Source organism: Kribbella sp. VKM Ac-2566 (assembly GCF_004366005.1).
In the GTDB taxonomy this organism is placed as follows: domain Bacteria; phylum Actinomycetota; class Actinomycetes; order Propionibacteriales; family Kribbellaceae; genus Kribbella; species Kribbella pratensis.
Genome location: NZ_SODT01000009.1, coordinates 771,642 through 787,372, shown reverse-complemented (window position 1 = coordinate 787,372; position 15,731 = coordinate 771,642). Strand labels below are relative to the sequence as shown.

Below are 15,731 nucleotides of genomic sequence, written 5' to 3'. Positions count from 1 at the left end.
ACGTCTTAGGGTGATTCCATGAGTAACCCGGCGACGGTTATCGCCGCGGGTGGTGTCGTGTGGCGAGAGCGCCGCGGCACCCGGCAGGTGCTGCTGGTGCACCGTCCCCGGTACGACGACTGGTCCCTCCCGAAGGGCAAGCTCAACGCGCACGAGCACGTGCTGCTCGGTGCACGCCGGGAGATCGAGGAGGAGACCGGACTGCAGGTCACACTCGGCCCCCCGCTCGGCGTGCAGCGGTACGCGATCCGCAAGAACGGCGGGACCGCCCAGAAGCTGGTGCACTACTGGTCCGCCGTACCTGTCAGTGACAGCGACTTCGAGCCGAACGACGAGGTGGACCAGGTCAGCTGGCTCCCGGTCGACAAGGCCCGCGGCAAGCTCAGCTACCCGCGTGACGTGGACATCCTGGACGCGCTGGAGCAGGCGGTGCCGGTTGTCGCCACCGTGGTCGTGGTGCGGCACGCGGAGGCTCTGAAGCGGAAGGACTGGGACGGCAAGGACACCCTCCGTCCACTCACCAGCGACGGTACAGCGGTCGCGCAGCGAATGACCGGCGTACTGGCGGCCCTGGGCGCCAACCGGATCATCAGCAGCGACGCGGAACGGTGTGCCGCGACAGTCGCGCCGTACGCCGCCTTGCTGGACCGGCGCATCCACCTGTGGCCGGAGATCTCCGAACGCGGGTACGACGCCGACCCGGACGCACTGCGCGGTCTGGCCGAGCGGGTGTGGAAACCGGGCAAGGTGACGGTCGTCTGCTCGCACCGGCCAGTCCTGCCTGCCCTGGCGCGGGAGCTGGGGCTGAAGGTCGGCAAGTTCTCCACAGGTGCGTTTCTGGTCGCCCATCGGCTGGCCGACGGCCGGCTGGTGCACGAGCGATTCGGGCCACCCTGAAGCACCGAGTGGCCGCCGCGACACGGCTCGGTGACGATCCAGGCACAGCCGACGGGGTACCCGGGTGACACTGGAGGTGACGGGTATGTTCCTACCCGAGGAACCGGCGCCCCACCGGGTGCAGGTCTGAGGAGAGGTTCGGGGCGCACCATGACGATGATGCGAGAACTGACACTGATCGGGATCCGGATGGAATCGCCCAACCGGGCCCCGGTGATGATGCTGCGGGAGACCGAGGGCTACCGCTACCTGCCGATCTCGATCGGCTCGGTCGAGGCGACCGCGATCGCCTACGAGGAGCAGGGCCTGCGTCCGTCGCGACCGCTCACCCATGACCTGATGCGCGACCTGATCGAGGCGTTCGGCGTGCATATCGAAGCCGTCGAGATCGTCGAACTGCGCGACGCCGTGTTCTACGCCGAACTCGTGCTGGCCAACGGCGCGCGGGTCTCGGCCCGACCGAGCGACTCGGTCGCGCTCGCGGTCCGTCTCGGTACGCCGATCCGCTGCACCGAAGAGGTACTGCGCGAAGCCGGCGTCGCGACCCCCGAGGAGGAGCAGGCCGAGCTGGAACGCTTCCGGCAGTTCCTCGACGGCGTCGCCCCGGAGGACTTCTCCAGCTGACGCCCGTCGGCTTGGGATGGCACGACGAGGTACTACCGTTCACCGTGCCGGTGCGCTGTGCGTTACCGAAACGTGAGCCAACAGCCGTTTACATCGACGGAGAGTGACGGCTCTTAACTCAGTTCATCTAATGGCTGCCTGTCGGCACGCCAGGCGTCGCGCACGCTACCGGAACCGTTCACCGCTCGTTCACCAGCGACGGACCGGTCGGTCACCTGGTCTCCCTACCGTCTGTGGAAGTTCAGAAGTCTGATTCCCGCAGAAGGGCAACACTCTCGTGTCCGTCAATCGCCTGTTCCGCGTCGGCTCCGTCGCCGTGGCCTCCCTCGGCGTCCTCGCCCTGAGCGCCTGTGGCAGTGACCCCGAGCCGGCCGGTTCGTCGAGCCCCGACTCCTCGACCTCGTCGGCCGGTGCCGAGTGCCCGAAGGGCACCCTGAACGCCGAGGGTTCCTCGGCGCAGAAGAACGCCATCGAGGAAGTCATCAGCAAGTACAACGAGAAGTGCGCCGACGTCACGGTGAACTACAACCCGACCGGCTCCGGCGCGGGGATCAAGCAGTTCAACGCGGGCCAGGTCGACTTCGCCGGCTCCGACTCGGCCCTGAAGCCGGCCGAGATGACCGCGGCCACGAAGCGCTGCGCGGGTAACGCGGCCGTCGACCTGCCGATGGTCATCGGCCCGGTCGCGATCGCCTACAACGTCGACGGTGTGACCAAGCTGGTCCTCGACGGCCCGACCGCCGCGAAGATCTTCCAGGGCACGATCAAGACCTGGAACGACCCGGCGATCGCCAAGCTGAACGCGGGCGTCACGTTGCCGTCGGCACCGATCTCGGTGTTCTTCCGCTCCGACGAGTCCGGCACCACCGAGAACTTCACCAAGTACCTGAAGGCGGCCGGTGGCGGCGCCTGGACCGGCGAGCCGGCCAAGAAGTGGACCGGCACCGGCGCCGGCAAGGAGAAGTCGGCGGGTGTCGCCGAGGGTGTGAAGAGCAGCAAGAACTCGATCACGTACGTCGAGTGGTCGTACGCCGTCGACAACAAGCTCGGCGTCGCCCAGATCGAGACCGGCTCGGGCACCCCGGTCGAGCTGTCCGCCGACTCCGCCGGCAAGGCGCTGGCCGCCGCGAAGCCGGCCGGCACCGGGTCCGACCTGGCCCTGAAGCTGGACTACGCGACCAAGGCCCCGGGTGCGTACCCGATCATCCTGGTCACCTACGAGATCGCCTGCACCAAGGGCCTCCCGGCCGAGAAGACCGCGCTGGTGAAGAGCTTCCTGAGCTACTTCGTCAGCAAGGACGGCCAGGCGTCGCTGACCGACCTGAACTACGCGCCGCTCCCGGCCGAGATCCAGACCAAGGTCGAGGCCGCCATCCAGGCGATCAGCTGATCGAGACGCAGTACTGATGCGAGCCCCGGCCGATCCGAGTCATCGGAGCACGCCGGGGCTCGCCTCGTGAGACCGATACGTGACATCACGACTCAGGCGCTTGGAGCAGCATCGAAATGAGTAGTCCAGACGGCACGGCACCGCCCGACCGGCCGGACGGCACAGCCGCCGAAGAACCGAGGATCGAGGATCTGGTTCACGAGGACGCCGGCCCGACCCCGCGGTTCGGCGGCCTGGCCTCGGAACACGCCGAGCACGAGGCGGCCGCGGCGGACGCCGAGGTGATGACCGAGTCCGGTGTCGAGGATGCGGGTACGACGACCGCGCCTGTGACCCCGACGGCGACCGGCGGCAAGCTCGAGCTCGGCCCGGTCGGGCATCTCGGCGACCGGCTGTTCGGCGGGCTCGCCCGCGGCTCCGGCGGCCTGGTGGTCCTGATCGTCGCGTTCGTCGGCATCTTCCTGCTGGCACTGGCGATCCCGGCGCTGATCGATGACAAGAGCAACTTCTTGTTCTCCCGGATCTGGGAGCCGGGCGGCGACCAGCCGCGGTTCGGCATCGCGGCGCTGTTCTACACCACCGTGATCAGCTCGATCATCGCGATGCTGATCGCGGTCCCGATCGCGATCGGCGTCGCGCTGTTCGTCACGTACTACGCCCCGAAACGGCTGGCCGCACCGGTCGCGCACGCGGTCGACCTGCTGGCCGCCGTACCGTCGATCATCTACGGCCTGTGGGGCATCCTGTTCTTCGCGCCGATCCTGCGCCCCGTGATCAACGGCCTGTCCACGGCGCTCGGCTGGATCCCGCTGTTCGAGAAGCCGCCGGGCGACAACGTCGGCGTGGTCTTCACCGCGTCGGTGGTGCTGGCGATCATGATCCTTCCGGTGGTCACCGCGATCAGCCGGGAGATCTTCGCGCAGACGCCGATCGCCCACCGCGAAGGCGCGCTGGCGCTCGGCGCGACCCGCTGGGAGATGATCCGGCTGTCGGTGCTGCCGTACGGGCGTTCCGGTGTGGTCAGCGCCTCGATGCTCGGTCTCGGCCGGGCGCTCGGTGAAACCGTCGCCGTACTGATCATCCTGTCGGTGCCGAACGGCAACGACCCGTGGAACTCGTCGATCTTCGCCGGTGGCGAGACGTTCGCGTCGAAGATCGCCAACAACGCCGCCGAGTTCGACTCGCCGGAGAAGACCGGCGCGTACATCGCGGCCGGCCTGGTGCTGTTCGTCGTCACGTTCCTGGTCAACTCCGCGGCGCGGATCATCGTCGACCGCAGCGCCCCCGGCACCAAGCGGCCCCGGCGCAACCGCCGCGCCGGCGCCGCCACGGAAGGAGCCTCAGCATGACCGCGGTAGCAGAGAACAAGCCGGCGTACGACGGGAAGGTCCTGGACCTGACCGGGAAGTCGGGCGCCCGGGCCTTCAAGAACACGCTGGCCACCGTGCTGATCGTGCTGGCCTTCGCGGTCGCGATGATCCCGCTGCTGTGGATCCTGTTCACCGTGGTCAGCAAGGGTTATCACCTGCTGCTGAGCGCGGACTGGTGGAGCCAGTCGCAGCGTGGCATCACGGTCCGGCGGGCCGGCGGCGGCGCGTACCACGCGATCATGGGCACGCTGATCATGGCCCTGATCACCGCCGTGATCGCGGTCCCGATCGCGATTCTCGGCGCGATCTACCTGGTCGAGTACGGCAAGGGCACGCGAGCCGCCAAGGTCGTGAGCTTCATGATCGACATCCTCACCGGTGTCCCGTCGATCGTCGCCGCGCTGTTCGTCTACGCAGTCTGGATCACCGTGTTCGGCTTCAACCGCGTGGGTTTCGCGGTGTCGCTGTCGCTGGTGCTGCTGATGCTTCCCGTCGTACTGCGGTCCACCGAGGAGATGCTGAAACTCGTGCCGGACGAGTTGCGCGAGGCGTCGTACGCACTCGGCGTACCGAAGTGGAAGACGATCCTGAAGGTCGTCGTACCGACGGCATTCGGCGGCATCATCACCGGCGTGATGCTCGGTCTGGCCCGGGTGATGGGCGAGACCGCGCCGCTGCTGATCCTGGTCGGCTACTCCAAGAACATCAACCTGAACCCGTTCAACGGCTTCATGGGCGCGCTGCCGACGATGATCAACCAGGACCGGACCGAGCTGGCATTGCCGAACGCCGCGGACCGGGTCTGGGCGGCGGCGCTCACCCTGATCCTGCTCGTCCTTGCCCTCAACCTGCTGGCCCGGCTGATCGCCCGGTTCAGCGCCATCAAGTCGAAATAGTCGAGAGGTTCTGAGTCGATATGGCTAAGCGCATCGAGGTCAGCGGCCTCAACGTCTACTACGGCGACTTCAAGGCCGTCGAGGACGTGTCGATGACGGTCGAGCCCCGTTCGGTCACCGCGTTCATCGGCCCGTCCGGCTGCGGCAAGTCCACGTTCCTGCGCACCTTGAACCGGATGCACGAGGTGATCCCCGGCGCCCGCGTCGAGGGCAAGGTGATGCTGGACCAGCAGGACCTGTACGGCGCGGGCATCGACCCGGTCGCGGTACGGCGGGTTGTCGGCATGGTGTTCCAGCGGCCGAACCCGTTCCCGACGATGTCGATCTTCGACAACGTCGCGTCCGGCCTGAAGCTGAACGGTGTCAAGGACCGCAAGAAGCTCACCGAGGTCGTCGAGTCGTCGCTCAAGGGCGCGAACCTCTGGAACGAGGTGAAGGACCGGCTCGACAAGCCGGGCGCGGGTCTGTCCGGTGGCCAGCAGCAACGACTCTGCATCGCCCGGGCGATCGCGGTCGAGCCCGAGGTGATCCTGATGGACGAGCCGTGCTCGGCACTGGACCCGATCTCCACGCTGGCGATCGAGGACCTGATCGAGAAGCTCAAGGACCGTTTCACTGTTGTGATCGTCACGCACAACATGCAGCAGGCGGCCCGGGTCTCGGACCAGACGGCGTTCTTCAACCTGGCCGCGACCGGCAGGCCCGGCCGGCTGATCGAGATGGCGCCGACCAAGCAGATCTTCTCCAACCCGGCCGAAAAGGCCACCGAGGACTACATCACCGGCCGCTTCGGCTAGATCCTGTCTGATCCGTCGTACGAGTTATCCACAGCTGCGGGCCGGCGAATCGCCGGTCCGCAGCTGTATTTGATGTCAATTGGTGCAACTGTCCACAGATCGGGCGTTTCGCGTCTGCCATGCCCACCGCTGTGGCCCTCCGACCGCTAGCCTTTGCCCAGTAAACGCGGGTGAACTGTGACGAAAGGACCATCGTGAGCGACCAGAACGTACCCCCGGGCACCGGACCGGAGGACGGCCGGAACCAGGGACCGGGCGCGCCGGGTGGGCAGCCGTCCTATGGACAGGGCGCCCAAGGCCCCGGACAGAACCCGTACGGCACCCCGGGTGCGACCCCGCCGGGCCAGCCCGGCCAGCCGGGTTACGGCGCTCCGGGTCAGTACGGCCAGCAGCCTGGCGGTCAGCCCGGCCAGCCTGGCTACGGCCAGCAGCCCGGTCAGCCGGGTTACGGCCAACCGCAGTACGGCCAGCAGCCGGGCCAGCCCGGTTACGGCCAACCGCAGTACGGCCAGCAGCCGGGCCAGCCCGGTGGATACCCGCAGGGTCCCGAGTACGGCCAGGTCGCTCAGGCTCAGAGCGGCCTCGTCCAGATCCCCGGCCTCGGGACGGTGAAGGTCGCGACCCTCGGGTCCCGGGCGCTCGCCCGCATCATCGACTCGGTGATTCTCGGCATCGTCGTCTCCATCCTCGCTACCGTGATCATCGGGGGCGCGAGCAAGGGACTCAGTGACGCCTCACCGGAGGAGTCCGGGGCCGCACTCGGCGGATTCTTCGGCGCGCTGTTCACCGTGTGGTGGCTCACAGGCCTGTTGACGATCGGCTACGAACTCCTCATGACCGCCTTCAAGGGGCAAACGGTCGGCAAGATGATCATGGGCATCAAGGTCGTCAAGTCCGCCGACGGACAACTGCCAGGCTTCGGTCCGGCCTTCATGCGCTGGCTGCTGCCGATCATCGGTGCGGCCATCTGTGGTATCGGCGCGCTGCTCGTCTACCTGTCGCCGCTGTTCGACAGCTCCGGGCGGGTGCAGGGCTGGCACGACAAGGCCGCGAACACGCTGGTGATCGGGCTTCGGTAGTCGGCTGAGGACCGGGGAGGGGCTGTGCTGAATCCATTCGAGCAGGACTGGTGGGATGCGTGGAATCTGTGGAGCGCATTGGGCCAGGGGGTTCAGTTGCAGCCTCTCCCGCCGCCGGTGCCGCTGGAGCCCGGCGAGACCGCCCACGCGGTCGAACCTTGCGAGGTGCAACGGTTCGACGGCGTCCGGCTCGCCATCGGGAACTCCCACGGCTATGCGGCGGCAGCGCAGTGGCGCACGATCGACAACGGTACGGCGATCCTGACGCGGCACCGGGTGCTGCTGCTCAACCGCTACGGCCAGCAGGTTTTCGGCCTGGCTGCCGTGACCCGCATGTGGACCGAGCATGACGGGACCGTCCTCGCGTACGGGGACACTCAGTACAAGCTGCGGGTGCCGCGGCCGGTCTGGTTCGACGTCATGTTGAACTACGTGGCCTTCGGCCGGCGGATCGATCTCGTCGTCCCGCCCTTCGTGCAGGCCGCGTGGCAGCGCGCCGGCCTGATCAGGTGATCGGCCTCAGAAATTCCGTAGTACGCCGAAGATCAGCAAGGCGCCCAGAGCAACCTTTGTGAGGATTGCCACCGCCCGTGGGCTGAGGCGCTGCCGGGGCAGGTTGAGCCAGCCGGCGCGGGACAGCAACCAGGCGACGACCTCGTAGCCGATGGCAACACCAATGAGCGGGCCGAGGATCAGGACCGCGGCGTTGAAGTGCCAGGCGGCGTTCAGATCGCCTTCGAGGAGTGCCGCGGCCATTCTGGTCGCGCCGCAGAACGGGCAGTCAAGACCCGTCAGCGTGTGCAGCGGGCACGGGATGCCCAGGCCGGACAGCCGGTAGATGCCGGCCAGCGCGAAGCCGCCGATCCCCACTCCGGCCAGGCCCCAGACGCGGCGATCGACCGGCTTCACCGGTCCTTGTGGACGGGGCATCACCGCGAAGGTCACGCTCCAACGGTACCCGCGATACGGTGGCATCGATCGACTGGGAGACGGATTGCGATGAGCACACCGACGCCGCCTGACGACAACCGGCCGCAGGACCAGCCGTACGGAAACGCCCAGCCGGGATACGGGTACGGTCAGCAGCAGCCGGGCTACGGATACGGGCAGCAGTCGCAGCACCATCCTCAGCAGGCGCCGTACGGGCCGGGCTACGGGCAGCCGTACGGCTCCGGCTACGGCCAGCAGCCCTACGACGCCTACGGCTACGGCTACGGCGCGCCGATGCCTCCCCTGGCGGACTGGGGCCCTCGGGTCGCTGCGTCGCTCATCGACAGCCTGATCTCAGTGGCGCCGCTCCTGATCGGGTTCGGCGCTCTGATCGCGAACGTCGCGGCGCGCGAAGGCAACCCCTACCCCGACGACAACCCGCAATGGTGGGCGATCATCCTCTTCCTGGTGGGCTGCGTCGCCAGCATCGTGCTCAGCCTGTGGAACCGGGTCTTCCGGCAGGGAAAGTCCGGCCAGAGCGTGGGCAAGAGCGCGCTGAACATCAAGCTGATCGACGCCGTGACCGGAGAGCCGATCGGCGCCGGCCGTTCCTTCCTCCGCGACTTCCTCAGCAGCCTCTTCAACACCGCCTGCTTCCTGAACCTGCTGTGGCCCTTGTGGGACGAGCAGCGGCAGACGTGGCACGACAAGGTCGTGAACACCTACGTGGTGCGCACCTGACGTCAGTGCGAGCGTAGGAGACCGGCGCAGGCCACTGCCCACAGCACACTGCTGAAGGTGCCGATGATGAAGCGTTCGGCAACGGCTTGCGGGGTGACCGAGGCAGGCTGATCGGGACTGCGGAGCTCGGGGTACCTGGCCAGTCCCTTGATCGCCAGCACCACAGCGATGCCTTCCGGCCAGCCGGCGACCAGTGAAGCGTAGATGGCCATTCGCTCGAGTGCACCGATCAGAGCGCCGCCACGCAGTACCTCACCGGCCTTCTGCGTCGACTGGGCTCGCGTGTTCCCTCGGTCCGCCAGCGCCATCACAGAGGTCGTCAGCGGCCCGCCGCCCGTCACCGCCAACGCTCCCGCCAGCAGGAGCAGTACGTTCCACCAGCGCTCGGGCCAACCGGACACGCCGTGGCCGGCGAGCAGCAGCACGCCTACAGCGGCCAGGCAGGCCAGCATGAGCCCGCTGATGACGATCTCGAGGGTGGAGCCGGACGACCTGGGCACCCAGGCGAGTACGGCGAGGACCAGGGCGGCACCGGTCAGCGACAGGACCAGCGCCGTCACGCAGCTGCCCCGGCGCCGAGGAGATCCGCGGCGAGCACCCGTCCACGCTGTTCCTCGGCGAAGCCCGCCGCCTGGGCGCGTTGCGTCACCGCCGACTGGCTGATGCCGAGTTTCACGCCGATCTCCCGCCTTGTGAGTCCTTCGCCCAACAGGTCGGCCACTGCCCAGCCACGTTCACTGCGACGCCGCAGCACGGACGCCATCAGCCACAGCACCGTCTCTACCTGCTCTGCCCTGCGTGAGTCCGCTCCGACCACGTTCACGTGGTGCTGACTGGACTTCGCCCGCGTCACCGCTTCTCGCGCGAACACGAACGCGTCGCCGCTTCCGGCCCGGGTACTGCGTGGCAGCGGCTCGGTGACCTCACCGACGCCGAGTCCGACGTACCAGTTGTCCGACCGGAGCAGTTCGACGATCACGTCGATGGTCGGACGGGCCTCGGACAGCACGCCCTGCACCTCGTCGCCGGCGGTCCGCTCGAACTTCCGCAGCAGTCCGGTCCGCCGCGGCCGGCGGTTCAGGGAGTTGAGTAGCTCGGGTACGAGATCGCTCGTGCTTCGGCTGCCGCGCTGATCTACCGTGAGAACGAAGACCATGCCCTGCACCTCCTTCCGAACGGCTTAAGGCTACAGTCTTATTCACGTAGAGTGAAGGCCAAAACCTGAATCGGTTCAGCCAGTTACTCCCCGTGTCCGGCCCGGAGCCAGGTTCACGCCGGGCCGGACGGGTTCCGTACTCAGTCCGTGATCGGCAGGTAGAGCTTCTGGTCGCCTGCCTTGAAGGTCTCCGACATCTCCGCGAAGCCGGCCTCGATGGCGTCCGCCGACGTCAGGCCGTGTTCCTCGGCGTACGCGCGGATGTCGGCGGTGATCCGCATCGAGCAGAACTTCGGGCCGCACATCGAGCAGAAGTGCGCGGTCTTCGCGGGCTCGGCCGGCAACGTCTCGTCGTGGAAGGACCGAGCCGTGTCCGGATCCAGCGAGAGGTTGAACTGGTCCTCCCAGCGGAACTCGAACCTTGCCTTGGACAACGTGTCGTCCCAGGCCTGCGCGCCCGGATGCCCCTTGGCCAGATCGGCCGCGTGGGCGGCGATCTTGTAGGTGATCACACCGGTCTTCACGTCGTCACGATCGGGCAGGCCGAGATGCTCCTTGGGCGTGACGTAGCAGAGCATCGCCGTACCCAGCCAGCCGATCTGGGCCGCGCCGATCGCCGACGTGATGTGGTCGTACGCCGGTGCCACATCGGTTGCCAACGGCCCCAAGGTGTAGAACGGCGCCTCCCCACAGAGCTCCTCCTCGAGCCGGACGTTCTCCGCGATCTTGTGCATCGGCACGTGTCCCGGGCCTTCGATCATCACCTGTACGTCGTGCTCCCAGGCGATCCGGGTCAGCTCCCCCAGCGTCCGCAGCTCGGCGAACTGCGCCTCGTCGTTGGCGTCCGCGATACACCCCGGCCGCAACCCGTCACCGAGCGAGAACGTCACGTCGTACTCGCGGAGAATCTCGCACAGCTCCGCGAAATGCGTGTAGAGGAAGGACTCCTGGTGGTGCGCCAGGCACCACGCGGCCATGATCGACCCACCGCGCGACACGATGCCGGTGATCCGCCGTGCGGTCAACGGCACGTATCTCAGCAGTACGCCGGCGTGCACGGTCATGTAGTCCACGCCCTGCTCGCACTGCTCGATCACGGTGTCGCGGTACACCTCCCACGACAGCGCCGCCGGATCGCCCTTCACCTTCTCCAGCGCCTGGTACAGCGGCACCGTCCCGATCGGCACCGGCGAGTTCCGCAGGATCCACTCCCGCGTCTCGTGGATGTTCTTCCCGGTGGACAGGTCCATCACAGTGTCCGCGCCCCAGCGGGTCGCCCAGACGAGTTTCTCCACCTCTTCCTCGACCGAGCTGCTGACCGCGGAGTTGCCGATGTTCGCGTTGACCTTCACCAGGAACTTCTTCCCGATGATCATCGGCTCGCTCTCCGGGTGCTGCCGGTTCGCCGGGATCACCGCGCGTCCGCGCGCCACCTCCGCCCGGACGAACTCCGGATCGAGCCCTTCCCGCAACGCGACGTACCGCATCTCCTCGGTGATCACCCCGGCCCGTGCGTGCCCGAGCTGGGTCCGCGACTCGCGTCCGGCGATCCACTCGCGCCGCAACGCGGGCAGACCGGCCTGGACGTCGATCCGCGCCGACGCGTCGGTGTACGGACCGGACGTGTCGTACAGGTCGAAGTGCTCGCCGTTGGTGAGATTCACGCGGCGCGCCGGTACCCCGAGCTCTCCGCGATAGATCTTCTCCGAGCCCGAGATCGGGCCCGTGGTGACGGCCGGACGGATCGTGCTGACATTCACCATGCTGCTGCTCCCTACGCCGGAATTACCCGGACAGGTTCGGCGGTCGGCGGCGCCGGGTTCGAATCCCAGCCGCCCTCTCAGCCCACTACGGTGCGAGCTCCCGCGATCTCCAGTTGTCACCGCACACCCTAGGCCATGCCATGGACGGGGCCTGTAAGTTCTAGAGATGCGAGATCTTGTGTATCCGCCCGTCGTCGCTTTCGCGAAGACCGCGTTCAAGGTGCTGGACCTGAAGATCCGTCGGACCGGGATCGAGCACGTGCCGCGCACCGGCGGGGCGCTGATCGCGCTCAACCACATCAGCTACGTCGACTTCATCCTCGGCGGGTACGGCGCACTTCCGGCCAAGCGGCTCGTCCGGTTCATGGCGAAGGAGGTGCTGTTCCGCAACCGGTACTCCGGCCCGTTGATGCGCGGAATGCATCACATCCCGGTGGACCGGGACGCAGGCGCCGCGTCGTACCAGCACGCCCTGGACCATCTCGCCGCGGGCGAGGTCGTCGGCGTGTTCCCGGAGGCGACGATCAGCCGGTCGTTCGAGCTCAAGGAGTTCAAGTCCGGCACGGTGCGGATGGCGGCGGAGGCCGGCGTACCGGTGCTGCCGATGATCCTGTGGGGCACGCAGCGGATGTTCACCAAGGACCACCCGCGGGACTTCACCCGGCACCGGCCGATCTCGATCAGCATCGGCGCGCCGATCACCGTGACGCGTGACGACGACCCGGCCGAGGCGACCGCGCACCTACGGTCCACGATGGCGGGGATGCTGGACGAGACGATCCGCGCCTACCCCGAACAACCGGCCGGTGCCTGGTGGTTGCCGGCCGCGTACGGCGGCAGCGCGCCGACTCCCGAGGAGGCCCAACGGCTGGACGCCGAGGAGCTCGCCCGGCGGGCAGCGAAACGTCGGTAAACCGGACCAGACCTTGACCCTCGGGCCGGTCCGAGGGTACGAAGTCTGTCGTTGACGGAACAGGAACCTGGGGGGTCCCTGTGCGGCGGGCGGCTGCGGTGGCTCGCGTACTAGAGCTGGCGGGGATGGTTTTGTTCGATTCATCGGAAGAACTGCACTTGTTCGACCCGGGGGCGCTGACACCCGCCCCGCACGTGTCCGAGCACATCCCGGACGCCGGGGCGTTCTTCGTCGACTGGGCGACTCGCGGGCTGTCCGCGGAGCGCGCCCGGGAGATCGAGTCGGCAGTGAACGGCCGGCGCAACCAGAACGGCTGGTTCCCGCTCGAGTCGCTGGACACCATCGGCCGCAAGGGGTTCTGGCGTGGTCCACTGACCTATCTGGCCCGGATGACGGCCGACGACGCGCGGATCGTGCAGGTGTGGGCCACGGACGGCCTTGGTGGCAACCAGGCGAGCCGCATCGAGGCGACCGTCGACCACCTGCTCCACCAGCAAGGCCACGCGGCCGCGGCCACCTGGGCGGTCGCTGTCCGCCCACGCACCTACCTGGACCCAGAGGTCCTCGGCGACCGCCTCCTGGCCGCCTGGGAGTACAACCTCGGCTCCATCCGCGCCAAGGACGTGGCCAAGTCCGTACGCCGCTGGAACCGCTAAAAGACCGCTGTACGACGGGCAGCCGCCAGACCGCCCGTCGTACAGCTCAATGGAACTGCGGAATGATCAGGTACAGGCCATATAGCACTGCTGCCAGACAGGCCGCGAAACACAGTGCAGCCACACCTGTGTCCACGAAGGACGGTTGCCGCTTCTCGTCAATCGCCACGGCCCGCCGCGACATAGCGGTCACACCGAACGCGAACAGCACCGCCAGGCCGACACCGAAGAGCAGGCTGACCAGTGCGACCTCACCGAGGGCACTCCAGTTGATATGCATCGCCGTACTCCTCTCAGGCCGCAGCGGCGGTGGTGGACGGTGTGGTGGAGCTCGGGTACTCGTTGACATTCTCCGAGGTCACCGGGCGGCGCCGGGACGCGGCGTAGATGCCGCCACCGGCCGCGACCGCGAGGACCGCGATGATGACGACACCGAGGTTGCCGGAGTCGGCGACCCGGCCGGACAGCGCACCCACGATCGCAGCGGCCGGCAGCGTCAGCAGCCAGGCCACGGCCATCCGGCCGGCGACGGTCCAGCGCACCTCGGCCAGCCGCTTGCCGAGGCCGGCGCCGAGGATGCTGCCGGAGCAGACCTGAGTGGTGGACAGCGGGAAGCCCAGGTGGGACGACGCCAGCAGCACGGCGGTCGAGCTCGTCTCCGCGGAGAAGCCCTGCGGCGACTCGATTTCGGCCAGGCCCTTGCCCATCGTCCGGATGATCCGCCAGCCGCCCAGGTAGGTGCCCGCCGCGATTGCCAAGCCGGCCGCCAGGATCACCCACAGCGGCGGCCGCGACCCCGAGGCGAGGCTGCCGGAGGTGATCAGCACCAGCGTGATGACGCCCATCGTCTTCTGCGCGTCGCCGGTGCCGTGCGCGAGCGAGACCAGCGACGCGGACGCGATCTGCCCGGCCCGGAACCCGTCGTCGACCGACTTCTTCCGCGCCCGTGCGGTGATCTTGTAGGCCAGGTAGGTCCCGAGCAGCGCGACCGCACCGGCCACCACCGGGGCCGCGATCGCCGGGACGATGATCTTCTGGACGACGGTGCCGAAATGTACGGCGCTGCTCCCGGACGCGATCCAGGTGGCGCCGATCAGGCCGCCGAACAGCGCGTGCGACGAGGAGCTCGGCAGACCGAGGTACCAGGTCAGCAGGTTCCAGAGGATCGCTCCGACGAGCCCGCCGAAGATCACCGGCACGGTCACCTTGGCGTCGTCCACGATGCCGCTGGAGATGGTCTTGGCCACCTCGGTGGAGATGAAGGCGCCGACGAGGTTCAGGACGGCGGACAGCGCGACCGCGATCTTCGGTTTCAGGGCGCCGGTGGCGATCGAGGTCGCCATCGCGTTGGCGGTGTCGTGGAACCCGTTGGTGAAGTCGAACACCAGCGCGGTGACGATCACCACGACGACGAGGAACGAAAGGTCCATAGCGACCACTTCCCGGTTAGGCGGACGATCGGCGGCGTCGATCGACCGTAGGCCGGGTGGGTGAACTCGAAATGAACCGGTTCGGGAGATTACTCGAGGATCAGGTGGGCCAACCAGTAGACGCCGGCGGCGACGATGCCGGCGGCGGGGATGGTCAGGATCCACGCGGTGACGATGCCCTTGGCGACGCCCCAGCGCACGGCGGACAGGCGCTTGGTGGCGCCGGCGCCCATCACCGCGGAGGTGATCGTGTGGGTGGTGGAGACCGGGGCGTGCAGGCCGATCGCCATCACGTACAGCACGGTGGCGGCGACCGCCTCGGAGGCGAACCCGCGGGCCGGGTCGAGGTGGATGATCCGGCGGCCGAGGGTCCGCATGATCCGCCAGCCGCCGGAGTACGTGCCGAGCGAGATCGCGGTCGCGGCCGAGATCTTCACCCACAGCGGAATGCCGTCGCCCTTCTGCACGTGGCCCGTGGTGAGCAGCGCCAGGAAGATCACGCCCATCGTCTTCTGCGCGTCCTGCAGACCGTGCCCGAGCGCCATCGCGGCCGCCGACACCGACTGCGCCATCCGGAAGCCGCGAGTGGTCTTGCCCGGGTTCCGGTGCCGGAACAGCCAGAGGATCGCGATCATCAGCAGGAACGCGCCGAAAAAGCCGACAGCCGGCGACAGCACCATCGGGATGACGACCTTGTCGACGATGCCGGACCACAGCACCGTGCTGGTCGAGGCCAGGCCGGCCCCGACCAGGCCGCCGATCAACGCGTGCGACGAGGAGCTGGGCAGGCCGAAGTACCAGGTGATCAGGTTCCAGGTGATGGCGCCGATCAGGGCCGCGATCACGATGACCAGGCCGTGCTGACCGGCCGGTGCGGTGATGATGCCCTTGCCGATCGTCTCGGCCACCTCGGTGCCGGCCAACGCGCCGAGGAAGTTGCACGCCGCAGCCAGCACCAGCGCGACCCGCGGCGTCAGCGCCCGGGTGGACACCGACGTCGCGATCGCGTTGGCGGCGTCGTGGAAGCCGTTGGTGTAGTCGAACGCGAGCGCGATGACGACGACGGCGATGACGAGCGTGAACTCCACG

18 protein-coding genes and 1 riboswitch are annotated in these 15,731 nt (G+C 68.0%); of the genes, 11 read left to right on the top strand and 7 right to left on the bottom strand.

The features are described from left to right. Positions 1-18 precede the first annotated feature (18 nt). From EV647_RS15245 to EV647_RS15210, 8 genes are all read left to right on the top strand, one after another. On the top strand, positions 19-897 hold the full coding sequence (locus EV647_RS15245) for an NUDIX domain-containing protein (RefSeq protein ID WP_134003215.1): 879 nt from the start codon (positions 19-21) through the stop codon (positions 895-897). 159 nt (positions 898-1,056) lie between these two features. Continuing rightward, a complete protein-coding gene (locus EV647_RS15240; protein ID WP_165546713.1) occupies positions 1,057-1,521 on the top strand; it encodes a bifunctional nuclease family protein in 465 nt (154 codons plus the stop codon). 277 nt (positions 1,522-1,798) lie between these two features. Then, entirely contained in the window at positions 1,799-2,911 is a 1,113-nt protein-coding gene (pstS, locus tag EV647_RS15235) for a phosphate ABC transporter substrate-binding protein PstS (protein WP_134003213.1), read from the top strand. Between the two features lie 284 nt (positions 2,912-3,195). Then, positions 3,196-4,260: a phosphate ABC transporter permease subunit PstC gene (gene pstC, locus EV647_RS15230; protein WP_134004374.1), complete on the top strand. Its 1,065-nt coding sequence runs from the start codon at positions 3,196-3,198 to the stop codon at positions 4,258-4,260. Beyond that, a complete protein-coding gene (pstA, locus tag EV647_RS15225; RefSeq protein ID WP_134003211.1) occupies positions 4,257-5,177 on the top strand; it encodes a phosphate ABC transporter permease PstA in 921 nt (306 codons plus the stop codon). Before pstC ends, pstA begins: the two co-directional genes overlap by 4 nt. A gap of 20 nt (positions 5,178-5,197) precedes the next feature. Further along, positions 5,198-5,974 carry a phosphate ABC transporter ATP-binding protein PstB gene (gene pstB, locus EV647_RS15220; protein ID WP_134003209.1) on the top strand — a complete coding sequence of 259 codons (777 nt, stop codon included), beginning with the start codon at positions 5,198-5,200 and terminating at the stop codon, positions 5,972-5,974. Positions 5,975-6,168: 194 nt separating this feature from the next. Next, complete coding sequence (locus tag EV647_RS15215) at positions 6,169-7,053, top strand: RDD family protein (RefSeq protein ID WP_134003207.1); 885 nt, start codon at positions 6,169-6,171, stop codon at positions 7,051-7,053. Between the two features lie 24 nt (positions 7,054-7,077). Beyond that, positions 7,078-7,566: a hypothetical protein gene (locus tag EV647_RS15210; protein ID WP_134003205.1), complete on the top strand. Its 489-nt coding sequence runs from the start codon at positions 7,078-7,080 to the stop codon at positions 7,564-7,566. A gap of 6 nt (positions 7,567-7,572) precedes the next feature. Here the strand turns inward: EV647_RS15210 and EV647_RS15205 are convergent, their stop codons facing one another. After that, complete coding sequence (locus tag EV647_RS15205; protein WP_238177224.1) at positions 7,573-7,998, bottom strand: DUF2752 domain-containing protein; 426 nt, start codon at positions 7,996-7,998, stop codon at positions 7,573-7,575. A 54-nt stretch (positions 7,999-8,052) separates the two neighbouring features. Between EV647_RS15205 and EV647_RS15200 the strand changes: the two genes are divergently transcribed. Beyond that, positions 8,053-8,724 carry an RDD family protein gene (locus EV647_RS15200; protein WP_134003203.1) on the top strand — a complete coding sequence of 224 codons (672 nt, stop codon included), beginning with the start codon at positions 8,053-8,055 and terminating at the stop codon, positions 8,722-8,724. Between the two features lie 2 nt (positions 8,725-8,726). Here the strand turns inward: EV647_RS15200 and EV647_RS15195 are convergent, their stop codons facing one another. The 3 genes from EV647_RS15195 to thiC form a co-directional block, all read right to left on the bottom strand. Further along, the gene (locus tag EV647_RS15195) at positions 8,727-9,284 is read right to left on the bottom strand and encodes a hypothetical protein (protein WP_134003201.1); all 558 of its coding nucleotides are present in this window, start codon (positions 9,282-9,284) and stop codon (positions 8,727-8,729) included. Continuing rightward, positions 9,281-9,880 (bottom strand): transposase, encoded by a 600-nt coding sequence (locus tag EV647_RS15190; RefSeq protein WP_134003199.1) that lies wholly within the window; start codon positions 9,878-9,880, stop codon positions 9,281-9,283. Before EV647_RS15190 ends, EV647_RS15195 begins: the two co-directional genes overlap by 4 nt. Positions 9,881-10,020: 140 nt before the next feature. Further along, positions 10,021-11,643, bottom strand: coding sequence for a phosphomethylpyrimidine synthase ThiC (gene thiC, locus EV647_RS15185; protein WP_134003197.1), 1,623 nt, complete (start codon positions 11,641-11,643; stop codon positions 10,021-10,023). Continuing rightward, positions 11,634-11,757: riboswitch (TPP riboswitch) on the bottom strand. (Overlaps the previous gene by 10 nt.) Positions 11,758-11,809: 52 nt before the next feature. Here thiC and EV647_RS15180 point away from each other — a divergent pair. Together EV647_RS15180 and EV647_RS15175 are read left to right on the top strand one after the other, a co-directional pair. After that, entirely contained in the window at positions 11,810-12,556 is a 747-nt protein-coding gene (locus tag EV647_RS15180; protein WP_134003195.1) for a 1-acyl-sn-glycerol-3-phosphate acyltransferase, read from the top strand. Between the two features lie 125 nt (positions 12,557-12,681). Continuing rightward, positions 12,682-13,212 (top strand): hypothetical protein, encoded by a 531-nt coding sequence (locus EV647_RS15175; protein ID WP_238175483.1) that lies wholly within the window; start codon positions 12,682-12,684, stop codon positions 13,210-13,212. 46 nt (positions 13,213-13,258) lie between these two features. Here EV647_RS15175 and EV647_RS15170 read toward each other — a convergent pair whose 3' ends face one another. From EV647_RS15170 to EV647_RS15160, 3 genes are all read right to left on the bottom strand, one after another. Continuing rightward, positions 13,259-13,492 (bottom strand): hypothetical protein, encoded by a 234-nt coding sequence (locus EV647_RS15170; RefSeq protein ID WP_131460662.1) that lies wholly within the window; start codon positions 13,490-13,492, stop codon positions 13,259-13,261. A 13-nt stretch (positions 13,493-13,505) separates the two neighbouring features. After that, on the bottom strand, positions 13,506-14,642 hold the full coding sequence (locus EV647_RS15165) for an inorganic phosphate transporter (RefSeq protein ID WP_134003193.1): 1,137 nt from the start codon (positions 14,640-14,642) through the stop codon (positions 13,506-13,508). An 89-nt stretch (positions 14,643-14,731) separates the two neighbouring features. Beyond that, positions 14,732-15,730 (bottom strand): inorganic phosphate transporter, encoded by a 999-nt coding sequence (locus EV647_RS15160; RefSeq protein WP_134003191.1) that lies wholly within the window; start codon positions 15,728-15,730, stop codon positions 14,732-14,734. Position 15,731 lies beyond the last annotated feature (1 nt).

Bases quoted from the DNA above. Each gene is read 5' to 3' on its own strand.
- EV647_RS15245 (WP_134003215.1), top strand. From the start codon at position 19: ATGAGTAACCCGGCGACGGTTATCGCCGCGGGTGGTGTCGTGTGGCGA.
- EV647_RS15240 (WP_165546713.1), top strand. From the start codon at position 1,057: ATGCGAGAACTGACACTGATCGGGATCCGGATGGAATCGCCCAACCGG.
- pstC (WP_134004374.1), top strand. From the start codon at position 3,196: ATGACCGAGTCCGGTGTCGAGGATGCGGGTACGACGACCGCGCCTGTG.
- pstA (WP_134003211.1), top strand. From the start codon at position 4,257: ATGACCGCGGTAGCAGAGAACAAGCCGGCGTACGACGGGAAGGTCCTG.
- pstB (WP_134003209.1), top strand. From the start codon at position 5,198: ATGGCTAAGCGCATCGAGGTCAGCGGCCTCAACGTCTACTACGGCGAC.
- EV647_RS15200 (WP_134003203.1), top strand. From the start codon at position 8,053: ATGAGCACACCGACGCCGCCTGACGACAACCGGCCGCAGGACCAGCCG.
- EV647_RS15190 (WP_134003199.1), bottom strand. From the start codon at position 9,880: ATGGTCTTCGTTCTCACGGTAGATCAGCGCGGCAGCCGAAGCACGAGC.
- thiC (WP_134003197.1), bottom strand. From the start codon at position 11,643: ATGGTGAATGTCAGCACGATCCGTCCGGCCGTCACCACGGGCCCGATC.
- EV647_RS15180 (WP_134003195.1), top strand. From the start codon at position 11,810: ATGCGAGATCTTGTGTATCCGCCCGTCGTCGCTTTCGCGAAGACCGCG.
- EV647_RS15175 (WP_238175483.1), top strand. From the start codon at position 12,682: ATGGTTTTGTTCGATTCATCGGAAGAACTGCACTTGTTCGACCCGGGG.
- EV647_RS15170 (WP_131460662.1), bottom strand. From the start codon at position 13,492: ATGCATATCAACTGGAGTGCCCTCGGTGAGGTCGCACTGGTCAGCCTG.
- EV647_RS15165 (WP_134003193.1), bottom strand. From the start codon at position 14,642: ATGGACCTTTCGTTCCTCGTCGTCGTGGTGATCGTCACCGCGCTGGTG.